Here is a 13,094-nt window from a genome sequence, read left to right as displayed (position 1 = left end):
TGGGGGTTTTGTTTGACTTGCGCCTCCCGGCCGGACCTTTCGGCCCTCTCGGGCGGCGCAGGAAGAACATTACCCGAAGGTGGACGGCGCTCCAAAACGGGTATCCGCACGCAGCAGCGCGGGGAGCTCGGAGAGGCGCGTGATGCGGTGCACGCCCGACGGGCCCGGCCCCGCCGTGCCGTTGCGGTCGAGCCAGATCCCGACCAGGCCGGCGTCCCGGGCGCCCCGTGCGTCGATCTCCGGCTGGTCCCCCACGTAGGCGATCTCGGCGGGCTCCAGGCGCAGCGTCGCGCAGACCGCGTGGAAGGCCTCCGCGGCGGGTTTGGAGAAGCCCAGGTCGGCGGCGCACAGCACCGCCTCGAAGTGGGCGCGGACGCCGAGGATGGTCAGCTTGCGGTCCTGGACGACTAGGGCGGAGTTGGAGAGCACCGCCTGGCGGTAGTCGCCGGCGAGCGCCTCCAGGGTCGCCACGGTGTCGGGGAAGAGCGACCAGGCCGCCTCGTAGTGCCCGACGTAGCGGGTGAACCAGGCGTCGGCGTCGGGGTCGGAGAGCGCCGGGGCGTCGAGGAAGTCCCGTACGCGGTCGCGGCGCTGCTGCTCGAAGGCGACCTCGCCCGCGCCGAAGCGGGCCCAGTGGCGCTCGGTGAGCCGCCGCCAGAGCTCCAGCGCGCGCTCCGCGGACTCGTACCGCTCCAGCAGCCCCTCGGCCGTGAGGTGTGCCCGCATGCCGGCGCTGTCGGCGCGCGCGTAGTCGAAGATCGTGTCGTCGATGTCCCAGACCACGGCTTTGATCGGCATGCCTTCGACGGTATGCGAAAGGACCCGGAAGCCCCAGGGGGCCTCCGGGTCCTTCGGCGCGGGGGTTAGGCGGTCAGCTTCGCCAGGGCCGCGTCGATGCGGGTCAGCGTCTTCTCCTTGCCCAGGATCTCCAGGGACTCGAAGAGGGGCAGGCCGATCGTGCGGCCGGTGACGGCGACGCGGACCGGGGCCTGGGCCTTGCCGAGCTTCAGGCCGTGCTCCTCGCCGGCGGCCAGGACGGCCTCCTTGAGGGACTCCGGGGAGCTCCAGTCGGCCGCCTCCAGCTTGGCGCGGGCCGTGCGCAGGAGGGCGTCGGAGCCCTCCTTCATGGCCTTCGTCCAGGACGGCTCGTCGAAGACCGGCTCCGCGCGGAACAGGAAGTCCACGTTGTCCGTGATCTCGGAGAGGACCTTGAGGCGGGTCTGCGCGTGCGGCGCGATGGCCTGCCAGGCGGCCTCGTCGAAGTCCTCGGGCGCCCAGTTGGCGTGCGGGGCCCGCAGCCAGGGCTCGCAGGCCTCGGCGAACGTCTTCACGTCCAGCATGCGGATGTGGTCGGCGTTGATCGCCTCGGCCTTCTTCAGGTCGAAGCGGGCGGGGTTGGGGTTCACGTCCGCCACGTCGAACTTCGCCACCATGTCGGAGAGCGAGAAGACGTCCTGGTCCGCGGAGAACGACCAGCCGAGCAGGGACAGGTAGTTCAGCAGGCCCTCGGGCAGGAAGCCGCGCTCGCGGTAGACGTTCAGGGACGCCTGCGGGTCGCGCTTGGAGAGCTTCTTGTTGCCCTCGCCCATCACGTACGGCAGGTGGCCGAACTCGGGGATCGTGCTCGCGATGCCGAGCTCGATCAGCGCCTTGTAGAGGGCGATCTGGCGGGGCGTGGAGGAGAGCAGGTCCTCGCCGCGCAGGACGTGGGTGATCTCCATCAGGGCGTCGTCGACCGGGTTGACCAGCGTGTACAGCGGGGCGCCGTTCGCGCGGACGATGCCGTAGTCCGTGACGTTCTCCGCCTGGACGGTGATCTCGCCGCGGACCAGGTCGGTGAAGGTGGTGGCCTCGTCGGGCATCCGGAAGCGGACGATGTGGCTGCGGCCCTCGGCCTCGTACGCCCGTACCTGCTCGTCGGTGAGGTCGCGGCAGTGGCCGTCGTAGCCGGACGGCTTGCCGGCGGCGCGGGCGGCCTCGCGGCGGGCGTCCAGCTCCTCGGTCGTGCAGTAGCAGGGGTAGGCGTGGCCGGCGTCCAGGAGCTTGGCCGCGACGTCCTTGTAGGTTTCCATGCGCTGCGACTGGCGGTACGGCGCGTGCGGGCCGCCGACCTCGGGGCCCTCGTCCCAGTCGAAGCCCAGCCAGCGCATCGAGTCGAGCAGCTGCTGGTACGACTCCTCGGAGTCGCGGGCCGCGTCGGTGTCCTCGATGCGGAAGACCAGGGTGCCCTCGTTGTGCCGGGCGTAGGCCCAGTTGAAGAGGGCGGTGCGGACCAGGCCCACATGGGGGTTGCCGGTCGGCGAGGGACAGAACCGTACGCGTACGGGGGTCGCGTTAGCCACGCTTGATCACCTTGTTGGTGAGAGTGCCGATGCCTTCGATGGTGACGGCGACCTCGTCGCCGTCGTGGAGGGGCCCGACGCCGGCCGGGGTGCCCGTGAGGATGACGTCGCCGGGGAGCAGCGTCATGGCCTCGGAGATGTGCGCGATCAGGTCCTCGACGGAGCGGACCATCTCGGCCGTGCGGCCCAGCTGGCGCTGTTCGCCGTTGACCGTGCACTGGATGGTGACGTCGGAGGGGTCGAGCTCCGTCTCCACCCAGGGGCCGAGCGGGCAGGAGCTGTCGAAGCCCTTGGCCCTGGCCCACTGGTTCTCGCGCCGCTGGACGTCACGCGCGGTGACGTCGTTGGCGCAGGTGTAGCCGAGGATGACGTCGCGGGCGCGCTCGCGCGGGACGTCCCGGCACATCCGGCCGATCACCACGGCCAGCTCGGCCTCGTGGTGCAGCTCCTGCGAGAACGAGGGGTACGTGACGGTGTCGCCGGGGCCGATCACCGAGGTGGACGGCTTGAAGAAGGCGACCGGGATGTCGGGGACCTCGTTGCCGAGTTCCGCGGCGTGGTCCGCGTAGTTGCGGCCGATGCCCACGATCTTGTTCGGGAGCACCGGCGGCAGCAGGCGCACCTTGCTCAGCGGGACCTTGGTGCCGGACAGCTCGAAGTCGGCGTACGGGATGCCCTTGATGATGTCGAGGACGAGCTCGCCCTCTTTGCCGGGGGTGCTCTCCCCCTCGACTACGCCGTAGCCGACATTGCCGTCGATGGAGAACCTGGCGATGCGCACGCTCTAGCCTCTTGGGGTGGTTGCGGTATGACGCTCCAGGCTAACGCGGGGGCCTGCGGCCTGCTGACGACGTCGCTTCGGTGGCCCGCGTCTTCGCCGGTGGGCCCGCGCCTTCGGCTCTGCCCGTCGCCGCTTCGCGGCTCGTCCTCAAACGCCGGACGGGCTGGAAGATCCCCTGGGCGGCCTTGTCGTCAGACCGCGGACGCGGTGGTCTCTTCCGGGGCCGTCATCAGGATCGTGCGCTTGGGGTTCGCCGTCTGGGTCGGGAGGTCGGTGGCGTGGTCCGGCTGGGCCGGGGCCGCCTGGAACTCGTCCGCGTCCGTGAGGTGCGCGAGGGTGGTGCGGCGCGGGTTGGCTATGTTGCGGAACATCGTGGACTTGACCGTCTTCATCTGCTGTTCGGACCTCGTCGGTTGGGGCGTCACATGGCGGACGCGATTGTCGGATGCACCATCCCTGTAAAGCGTCAGGCTAAACATCCAATTCCCGGCGAAAGTCCGGAAGGCGCCATGATCTTCATGTGAGTTTGCTCACGAGTGAGCCGACAAATGGGTCAATTCCGGCCCAGGGTCAGCCAGTTGGAAACGGACATTGCCCCACTGAAGGCACCATTCCGCTCCTGATCATGAAGACTGGGACACCCCCCACCGGTAGAAGCTTTGTGGGTATGGGTCCGTTTTCTCCTAGATCACTTTCTACGGCTCGTGACCCCGCACTCACAACCAGTCACATAGGTCCCGGCGCGACACACGGGCCTTGTTGGAGATCCGGCACTGTGCTGGAATTCCCGGGACCGCCGCGGGATCGAACCGGCGCGCAGGGGCGCAACGCAGCGCCGAGTGGCGGCGGGGAGGGGGAGCAGCGCCGGTCACTCACGACCACCCATGGGGCGCTCGCCGCCCCACGACGCCGACACCGTCCCGCCGTTCACCGGCAGGACGCCTGGTCCAGAGGTTGCGACGCTAGTGCAGGGACGTTTCAAGAGGGATGGCAAGGGGTCTCCCCAGGCCGACCACGGCCGAGGCAGTGCTCCGGCGGAGCCGGAGCGCGGCTCCGCGCCCCAGCACGCCCAGAGCCCCGCACCGGGTACGCCCGGCGACGGCGGTCCCGGCTCCGCGCGCCCGGGCGCCACGGGTGGCGCGGCGGCCGCCCCCGCCAAGGGCAGGAGCAAGGGCAAGGGTTCGGCGGGCGCCAAGACACCCACCGGCCCCGGCTCGCGAATAGCCCTGCGCAACTGGCGCATCTCCACCCGCCTGGTGTCGCTGCTCGCGCTCCCCGTGATCACGGCGACCTCCCTCGGCGCGCTCCGCATCAACTCGTCCATGGACGAGATCCAGCAGCTCGACAACATGAAGCTGCTGACCGAGATGACCAAGCAGGCCACCGAGCTGGCCGCGGCGCTCCAGGAGGAGCGCGACAAGTCGGCGGGCCCCCTCGCCCACGGCGCCGACGCCTCCGACTACACGGTCAAGGGCGCGCGCGAGAAGACCGACCGCGTCTACCGCAACTTCCTGCAGGGCACCCAGGACCTCAACGACACCGACGGCGAGAAGGGCCTGCTCGGCGTCCGGCACAGCGCGGTCCAGATCACCCAGCAGCTGCAGGGCATCAACGACGTCCGTAAGAAGGCCTTCGGCAAGGGCGGCACGACCTCGCAGACCGTCGAGGCCTACAGCAAGCTCGTCGAGCAGCTCCTCGACCTGTCGCAGGACATGGCGCAGGCCACCAGCAACCCGGACATGATCCAGCGCACGCGTTCGCTGGCCGCGTTCTCCTCCGCCAAGGAGTACGCGTCCGTCCAGCGCGCGATCATCGCCGCGGCGCTGCCGGCCAACGACAGCCAGTACGGCAAGATCTCCGAGACGGATCGCACCTTCGGCCTCAGCGCCAACGAGAGCGAGCGCTCCGAGCTGCAGACCTTCTCCAAGATCTACGCGGGCAACGCCGGTGAGCTGACCAAGCCCATCGACGGCGGCAACCCGGCGATCAAGGCCGCCAACGAGTACGCCAAGCGCGTCCTCGAGCAGGAGGGCGGCATCAAGCTCCAGGACAAGCGGTCGTACAAGGACTGGGTCGACGCCGACACCACCAAGATCGACGCGATGGGCAAGATCGAGCTGACGCTGCTCGGCGAGATGGAGCAGAAGGCCCGCGAGCTGCGCAATGAGTCCGAGCAGTCGGCCATCCTCAACGGTGCGCTGATCCTGCTCGTGCTCGGCGTCTCGCTCGTCGGCGCCTTCGTCGTCGCCCGGTCCATGATCCGCTCGCTGCGCCGGCTCCAGGACACCGCGACCAAGGTCGCCCAGGACCGTCTGCCGGAGCTCGTCAAGCAGCTCTCGGAGTCGGACCCGCAGGACGTCGACACCTCCGTGGAGTCCGTCGGTGTGCACTCCCGGGACGAGATCGGCCAGGTGGCCGCGGCCTTCGACGACGTGCACCGCGAGGCCGTCCGCCTCGCCGCCGAGCAGGCCCTCCTGCGGGGCAACGTCAACGCGATGTTCACCAACCTCTCGCGCCGCTCCCAGGGCCTCATCCAGCGCCAGCTCTCGCTCATCTCCGAGCTGGAGTCGCGCGAGGCCGACCCGGACCAGCTGTCCTCGCTCTTCAAGCTCGACCACCTCGCGACCCGCATGCGCCGTAACGGCGAGAACCTCCTCGTCCTCGCCGGTGAGGAGCCGGGCCGCCGCTGGACCCGGCCCGTCCCGCTGGTCGACGTGCTGCGTGCCGCCGCGTCCGAGGTGGAGCAGTACGAGCGCATCGAGCTCTCCTCGGTCCCCGCGACCGAGGTCGCCGGACGCGTCGTCAACGACCTCGTGCACCTCCTCGCCGAGCTGCTCGAGAACGCCACCTCGTTCTCCTCGCCGCAGACCAAGGTCAAGGTCACCGGTCACGCGCTGCCCGACGGCCGCGTGCTCATCGAGATCCACGACACCGGCATCGGCCTCTCCCCCGAGGACCTCGCGGCGATCAACGAGCGGCTCGCCTCGCCGCCCACCGTGGACGTCTCCGTCTCCCGCCGCATGGGTCTGTTCGTGGTCGGCCGCCTCTCGCAGCGTCACGGCATCCGCATCCAGCTCCGCCCGTCCGATTCCGGCGGCACGACGGCGCTCGTCATGCTGCCCGTCGACGTCGCCCAGGGCGGCAAGAAGGTGCCGGGCAAGCCCGGTGCGCCCACCCCGACCGGTGGCCCCGCCGCGGCGCAGGCCGCCGCCGGTGCCGCCGCCGCGCGCCGCGGTGTCGGCGCGGGCAACGGCAACGCCGGGCTGCCCGGCGGTCCCGGCCGCGGTGGTCCCGCGCTCGGCGGCGGTTCCGGTGCCGGCGCTTCCGGTGGCCCGGGGCTGCTCGGTGCGGGTGCGCCCCGCCAGCAGGTCGCGGGGTCGGGGCCGCGGGCCGCGCTGCCCTCCCGGGACGCGGGTCAGGGTCAGGGCCAGGCGCAGGGTCCGGGCCGGTCGCAGGGTCCGGGTCAGGGACAGGGTCCCGGTCAGGGTCAGCGTCCGCCGCTCGCCCCGCAGGGCGGTCAGCCGCAGGCGCCGCAGCGCGGCCGTGGCGGCAACGCGCCGCAGCCTCCGGTGCCCCAGCAGCGTACGAACGCGATGAACCCGCCCGGGGACTCCGGTGACCAGGGCCGCAGGCCCCAGCTGCCGCCCCGCGGCGGCCCGCGTGCCGAGCTGCCCGGCGGCAACCCGCAGCCGCGGGTGCCCAGCTGGAGCGACGAGAACGCGCAGCCGCAGGTCTCGCGTGAGCCCTTCGACACCCCGCGCGGGCACGAGGAGCCGGAGACCACCGGCCAGTACGAGCTGCCCACCGGCGACGACCGGCAGGGCCCCGGCTCCACCGCCGAGTTCCCGCGCCCGGACTTCGACGCGCCGCCGCCCGGCACGCAGGCGCCCGGCACGCAGGCGCCCCAGGACAACGGCTCCACCGGCCAGTTCGTGCGCTCGGACGTCTTCGGCGGCCAGAGCGCCCCGGCCGGCCCGCACCAGGACCCGGCGCAGCACCGGCCCGGACCGAACAACCAGCAGGGCAGGCCGCAGAACCCGCAGCAGCACCAGGGCCAGCCGAACCAGGCGGGCGGCCCCGCGCAGCACGGCAACCGGGAGATGCCCGACTACACCGTGCCGCGTCCGCCGGCCCCGCGCCGCGGCCAGGGCGACCCCCAGCAGGGCCTGCCCCAGCAGCCGCAGCCGTCCGGGCAGCAGCAGCCGGGCCAGGGTCTGCCGCAGCGCGACCAGCAGGCGCCGCAGCAGCCCGCGCAGCCGGTCCAGTCCTCGCAGCCCCTGCAGCCCGCCGAGCCCGAGACGCTGCCCCCCGCGGGCCCCGGCGACGGCCGTACGCCGCTGTTCGACACGCTGGAGACCAACTGGTTCCAGCAGCAGCAGAACCAGCAGGCCGCCCCGCAGGCCCCGCAGCAGCAGGCCCCCCAGGAGCAGCGGAACCACCGCGCCGCTCCGCACGGGCAGCACGGCAGGCAAGCCCCCGAGGCCGCGCCGCGCCAGGCTCCCGAGCCGGCCCGCCACCAGGCCCCCGAGCCGCCGCAGCGCCCGCTCCCCTCGCGCCCCCAGCGCCAGGACCAGAGCGGCGCCCCCGCGCCCGCCGGTGCCAACGGCGGCACCAACGGCGGCGGCGCGCCCGGCAACTGGCGCTCCTCCCCCAACGACGAGCTGGGCCGTCAGGCCGAGCGGGTCCGCCAGCCCTCCGCGGGCGGCGTCACCACATCCGGACTGCCGCGCCGCGTCCCGCGGGCCAACCTGGTCGCGGGCACGGCACAGCAACAGCAGGACAGCACAGGTCCGCAGGTCTCGCGCGCCCCCGAAGAGGTGCGCGGCCGGCTGACGAATCTCCGTCGGGGCATCCAGCAGGGGCGCCAGGCCGGCTCGGGCCAGACCGGCAGTTTCCCTCGCCCCACTCACCAGCAGGAGCGTTAGTTGAGTCCGATGAGCCAGGCGGCACAGAATCTGAACTGGTTGATCACCAACTTCGTGGACAACACCCCCGGGGTGTCCCACACGGTCGTGGTCTCCGCCGACGGCCTCCTTCTGGCCATGTCCGAGGGGTTCCCGCGGGACCGGGCCGACCAGCTCGCCGCGGTCGCCTCCGGGCTGACCTCGCTGACCGCGGGCGCCTCCCGGATCTTCGAGGGCGGCACCGTCACCCAGACCGTGGTGGAGATGGAGCGGGGGTTCCTCTTCATCATGTCCGTCTCCGACGGCTCGTCCCTCGCGGTGCTCGCGCACCCCGAGTGCGACATCGGCCTGGTCGGGTACGAGATGGCCCTCCTCGTCGACCGCGCGGGCGCCGTCCTCACCCCGGACCTCCGCGCCGAGCTGCAGGGCAGCCTGCTCCACTAGCCCCGAGCACGCTCCGAAGCCTTACCCCTTCGGCCGCCCCACCGACCGAACGTACTGACCAACCGTCCGGCCGCCACACTGCCCCCACCGGCTCTGTCAGACGGCACACGCAGATGACCTGCTGTCCCGCCCGGAGGATCCATGACCCCGCCCACCGCCTCTCACAACCCGTACGGCGACGCCTCGTACGGAATGGAGGGCGACCAGCCGCTGGTGCGTCCGTACGCGATGACCGGCGGCCGGACCCGGCCCCGCTACCAGCTCGCCATCGAGGCGCTGGTGAGCACCACGGCCGACCCGGCCCAGCTGATGGGGCTGCTCCCCGAGCACCAGCGGATCTGCCACCTGTGCCGTGAGGTCAAGTCGGTGGCCGAGGTCTCGGCGCTGCTGTCGATGCCGCTCGGGGTGGCCCGGATCCTGGTGGCGGACCTGGCCGAGGCCGGGCTCGTCGCCATCCACCAGCCCGGCGGCGACGAGAACGCCGGCGGCCAGCCTGACGTGACACTGCTCGAAAGGGTGCTCAGTGGACTTCGCAAGCTCTAGCGACACGAGCTCGGACGCCGTCCGTTCCACCACCTCCGCGAAGATCGTGGTGGCGGGTGGCTTCGGCGTGGGCAAGACCACGTTCGTCGGGGCGGTCTCCGAGATCAACCCGCTGCGCACCGAGGCCGTCATGACGTCCGCGTCCGCGGGCATCGACGACCTCACCCACACCGGGGACAAGACGACGACCACCGTCGCCATGGACTTCGGCCGCATCACCCTGGACCAGGACCTGATCCTGTACCTCTTCGGTACGCCGGGTCAGGACCGTTTCTGGTTCATGTGGGACGACCTCGTGCGCGGCGCGATCGGCGCGGTCGTGCTCGTGGACACCCGTCGTCTCGCCGACTGCTTCCCGGCCGTCGACTACTTCGAGAACTCCGGGCTGCCCTTCGTCATCGCCCTCAACGGCTTCGACGGCCACCAGCCGTACACGCCGGAAGAAGTGCGTGAGGCGCTGCAGATCGGGGACGGCACCCCGATCATCACGACCGACGCGCGACACCGTGCGGACGCAAAGAGTGGCCTGATCACCCTGGTCGAGCACGCACTTATGGCACGCCTCAAGTAAGCAGGTCAGTACGGCAGTTGCCGTAGGCCGACCGGAGCGATCTGTGTCCTTTGACACGGCCGCTCGCCATGTTCATAACGTTTCGACAGAGAATTGCCCGGTGACCGCCACGCGTCGCGGTCACCTGGTGTCGCTGTGCTCACATGGGCCCCGCCTTTTGGCGGGGCTCGCTCTTTATGACCGATTTATCTGAGGCTTACACCACGTGGAGCTCTCGCTTCCGACTGTTTGGAAGAGCAGCCCCTGACGTGCTGGAATGCGCTGAACTGCCCAGTAGCACGGGCCTTGGAGACGACAGCGGCACGATGTGAGTGCCGCCGCCGAGAGGTTGTTGGTCGAGTGAGGCGAAGCAAGCCGAGCCCCGCGGCATCCCCCACGGGGGACACCCGGGGCAACTTCACCCCGCCGCCGCGCACAGCGGCGTCCCCCGCCGACATGGCCGCCGCGCCAGGAAACGAGCCCCCGGTCGCCTCCGGTGGACGGCTGTCCCCCCGCAACTGGCGTGTGCCGACCCGGCTGAACGCGATCCTGCTCATACCCGTGCTCGTCGGCCTGGTCATGGGCGGCTTCCAGGTGAAGGGCTCCATCGACACCTGGAGCGAGGCCCAGGACGCCGAGAACACCGCCCGCCTGGTGCGGGCGTCGCTGAACTACGGCAACCGTCTCGTCGAGGAGCGCGACCTCTCCGCCGCCCCGCTGCTGAGCGGCAAGCGGAACGACCCGACCGTCGTCAAGGCGCGCAAGGCCACCGACCGGGCCGCCGCCGAGTTCAAGTCCGCCGCCTCGAACATGCCCGACAAGGAAGGCCTCAACCGCCGCCTGGAGGGCTTCCGCAAGGTCGAGCCGAAGCTCGGACCGCTGCGCCAGGCCGCGTACACCACCAAGCTTCCCGGCGTGCAGACCGAAGAGGGCTACGTCGCCATCCAGCACCCGCTGATGGAGTTCGCCAACGAGCTCGGTCTGGGCACCGGAAACATCACCAGCTACGGCCGGACCGTCTACGCGATCTCGCTCTCCAAGGCCGCGCTCTCGCTGGAGCGGTCCATCGGCACCCATCTGCTGGTCAAGCCGGGCCCCGGCACCGGTTCGCTGACGCTGCAGCGCACCTCCCTCTCCTCGTACGCCTACCTGGAGCGCATCGCCATCGAGGAGTACACCGGTGGGGGCACCCCCCAGGACGTCGCCAAGCTGGAGGCCGCCAAGAAGGAGCTGACGGCCGCCGGCGAGAAGCAGGCCAAGGAGGCCGCCGCCCAGGCCAAGGCGCAGGGCAAGACCTTCGTCCCGCCGCCCTCGCAGGAGAAGATGGTCGCGGCCCTCGCCACCCTGCAGAGCACCCAGCCGAGCGCCCGCGTGGTGCTCGCCGGCAAGGGCGTCACGCGGCAGGCCTGGTGGGCCACCACCTCCGCCAAGTTCGACGCGTACCGCACCATCGAGTCGGACCTCGCCGACAAGGCCGTGGACGAGGCGTCCGACATCGCGGCCAACGCGCAGCGCAACGCCTACATCACCGGCGCCATCGTGGTCCTCGCGCTGCTCGCCGCGTTCATCCTGGCCGGGCTCATGGCCCGGCAGATGTCCAAGGCGATGCGCCAGCTGCGCACGGCCGCGTTCGGCATCGCCGAACAGCGCCTGCCGATGCTGGTCGACCAGCTGTCGCGGACCGACCCGGGCCGGGTCGACACCCGGGTGCAGCCCATCCCGATCAACACCACGGACGAGATCGGCGAGGTCGCCCGCGCCTTCGACCAGGTGCACCGCGAGGCCGTCCGGCTCGCCGCCGAACAGGCGCTGCTCCGCGGCAACATCAACGCGATCTTCACCAACCTCTCGCGCCGCAACCAGTCGCTGATCGAGGGCCAGCTGACCCTCATCACCGACCTGGAGAACAACGAGGCCGACCCGGACCAGCTGGAGAGCCTCTTCCGCCTGGACCACCTGGCGACCCGTATGCGCCGCAACGGCGAGAACCTCCTGGTCCTCTCCGGTGAGGAGCCGGGCCGCCGCTGGGACCAGCCGGTCCCACTGGTCGACGTGTTGCGCGCCGCCTCCTCCGAGGTGGAGCAGTACGAGCGCATCGAGCTGTCCGGCGTCCCGGAGGCCGAGATCCACGGCCTGGCCGTGACCGACCTCGTGCACCTGCTCGCCGAGCTCCTGGAGAACGCCACCACGTTCTCCTCGCCGCAGACCAAGGTCCGCGTCACCGCGACCCGTCTTCCCGACGGCCGCGTCATGGTGGAGATCCACGACAAGGGCATCGGCCTCACCGCCGAGGACTTCGCGGACATCAACCACAAGCTGGCCAACCCGCCGACCGTGGACGCCGCGATCTCCCAGCGCATGGGCCTGTTCGTGGTCGGCCGGCTCTCCGACCGGCACGGCATCCGCGTCCAGCTGCGCCCCTCGGGCGAGCAGGCCGGCACGACCTCGCTGGTCATGCTGCCGGACGCGATCACCCACGGTGGCGGTGGCGACCACGCGCCGCACGACAACGAGTTCACCGTCTCCTCGATCATCCCCGAGCAGCAGGCCCTGGAGGCCGAGCCGCTGCGCACCGCCGCGGAGCTCGGCTTCGACGACAGCCGCTACCACGGTGACGGCGCCGAGACGCAGGCGGAGCTCGACCCGGTCGGCCGCTCGCTGATGCGCGAGGAGCGCCGCGCGGCGCTGGAGGCGCAGGCCCAGCAGCCCGGCGGCCACCGTCCGCTCTTCCGCGACGAGGTGGAGCCGCAGCAGCAGCCCCAGCAGGGCGGTTACGAGCAGCAGGCCCCCGCGTACGACGAGCGGCAGCAGGCCGGCTACGACCAGGGGCAGGGGTACGACGACCAGCAGTACGCCCCCGGCCAGTACGGCGATACGCAGTACACGGACCCGCAGTACGCCGAGCGGCAGTACACCGAGAACGGGTACCGCGACGAGCAGTACTACCCGGCCCAGCCGTCCCAGGACGGTGGCTACCAGGACCCCCAGATCACCTATCCGGAGCGGTCCCGTCAGGACGACTGGCCCGGCAACGACGGCTACCAGCCCGAGTACGGCCAGGAAGCGGAATCTGCTGCACCGGGCCACGCGGCCGACGACGAACGCGTAGGCTTCGACCGGCCGGGACCGACTCCCTCCGTGGTCCACGAGACGACCGACGCGGGCCTTCCCCGTCGGGGCTCCGCCGCCGCGAACGGGAACGGAAGCTCCCCCGCCGCGGGCGAGGGCCCGGGCGACTGGCGCTCGTCCAACGACGAGCGCTGGCAGCGCGCCGAGCGCCTCAAGGAGCCGAAGGCGGGCGGGGTCACCTCGTCCGGGCTCCCGCGGCGGGTGCCCAAGGCCAACCTGGTCGAGGGCACCGCGGAACAGACCCCACAGGGCGGCCCCCAGGTCTCCCGCGACCCCGAGGACGTACGGGGCAGGCTGAGCAACCTGCGCCGCGGCGTCCAGCGGGGACGCACCGCAGGCAGTGACACGAATGGCCAGGGCTTCAGCCCTGATAGCACCTACAACCAGGAGCGTTAGTGTGA

The 13,094-nt window shown here is 71.3% G+C and carries 9 protein-coding genes; 5 read left to right on the top strand and 4 right to left on the bottom strand.

Annotated features, from left to right (window positions below; all coding sequences use genetic code 11):
• Window positions 1–69 precede the first annotated feature (69 nt).
• The 4 genes from ACZ6CV_RS26230 to ACZ6CV_RS26215 form a co-directional block, all read right to left on the bottom strand.
• Window positions 70–798, bottom strand: a complete 729-nt coding sequence (locus ACZ6CV_RS26230; RefSeq protein WP_469253135.1) for an HAD family hydrolase — start codon at window positions 796–798, stop codon at window positions 70–72.
• 65 nt (window positions 799–863) lie between these two features.
• Complete coding sequence (gene gltX / locus ACZ6CV_RS26225) at window positions 864–2,342, bottom strand: glutamate--tRNA ligase (protein WP_469253134.1); 1,479 nt, start codon at window positions 2,340–2,342, stop codon at window positions 864–866.
• Window positions 2,335–3,123 (bottom strand): fumarylacetoacetate hydrolase family protein, encoded by a 789-nt coding sequence (locus ACZ6CV_RS26220; RefSeq protein WP_355811606.1) that lies wholly within the window; start codon window positions 3,121–3,123, stop codon window positions 2,335–2,337. Before ACZ6CV_RS26220 ends, gltX begins: the two co-directional genes overlap by 8 nt.
• 191 nt (window positions 3,124–3,314) lie before the next feature.
• Window positions 3,315–3,515 carry a hypothetical protein gene (locus ACZ6CV_RS26215; protein WP_469253133.1) on the bottom strand — a complete coding sequence of 67 codons (201 nt, stop codon included), beginning with the start codon at window positions 3,513–3,515 and terminating at the stop codon, window positions 3,315–3,317.
• Window positions 3,516–4,088: 573 nt separating this feature from the next.
• On the opposite strand from ACZ6CV_RS26215, the gene ACZ6CV_RS26210 reads away from it, so the two are divergent.
• The 5 genes from ACZ6CV_RS26210 to ACZ6CV_RS26190 all read left to right on the top strand — a co-directional run bounded on the left by ACZ6CV_RS26210 (window position 4,089) and on the right by ACZ6CV_RS26190 (window position 13,089).
• Window positions 4,089–8,048 carry a sensor histidine kinase gene (locus tag ACZ6CV_RS26210; protein ID WP_469253132.1) on the top strand — a complete coding sequence of 1,320 codons (3,960 nt, stop codon included), beginning with the start codon at window positions 4,089–4,091 and terminating at the stop codon, window positions 8,046–8,048.
• Window positions 8,049–8,057: 9 nt separating this feature from the next.
• Entirely contained in the window at window positions 8,058–8,471 is a 414-nt protein-coding gene (locus ACZ6CV_RS26205) for a roadblock/LC7 domain-containing protein (RefSeq protein ID WP_030787430.1), read from the top strand.
• 141 nt (window positions 8,472–8,612) lie between these two features.
• Window positions 8,613–9,014 (top strand): DUF742 domain-containing protein, encoded by a 402-nt coding sequence (locus ACZ6CV_RS26200; protein ID WP_055564453.1) that lies wholly within the window; start codon window positions 8,613–8,615, stop codon window positions 9,012–9,014.
• A complete protein-coding gene (locus ACZ6CV_RS26195; protein WP_355811597.1) occupies window positions 8,995–9,585 on the top strand; it encodes a GTP-binding protein in 591 nt (196 codons plus the stop codon). Before ACZ6CV_RS26200 ends, ACZ6CV_RS26195 begins: the two co-directional genes overlap by 20 nt.
• Before the next feature lie 339 nt (window positions 9,586–9,924).
• Window positions 9,925–13,089, top strand: coding sequence for a sensor histidine kinase (locus ACZ6CV_RS26190; RefSeq protein ID WP_469253131.1), 3,165 nt, complete (start codon window positions 9,925–9,927; stop codon window positions 13,087–13,089).
• Window positions 13,090–13,094 lie beyond the last annotated feature (5 nt).

This window comes from Streptomyces sp. NPDC041713, from assembly GCF_055591085.1.
This window is presented reverse-complemented; position numbering and strand designations above follow the sequence as displayed.

Excerpts from the sequence above, each read along its gene's own strand:
- ACZ6CV_RS26230 (WP_469253135.1), bottom strand. The coding sequence starts at position 798 with ATGCCGATCAAAGCCGTGGTCTGGGACATCGACGACACGATCTTCGAC.
- ACZ6CV_RS26200 (WP_055564453.1), top strand. The coding sequence starts at position 8,613 with ATGACCCCGCCCACCGCCTCTCACAACCCGTACGGCGACGCCTCGTAC.
- ACZ6CV_RS26205 (WP_030787430.1), top strand. The coding sequence starts at position 8,058 with ATGAGCCAGGCGGCACAGAATCTGAACTGGTTGATCACCAACTTCGTG.
- ACZ6CV_RS26215 (WP_469253133.1), bottom strand. The coding sequence starts at position 3,515 with ATGAAGACGGTCAAGTCCACGATGTTCCGCAACATAGCCAACCCGCGC.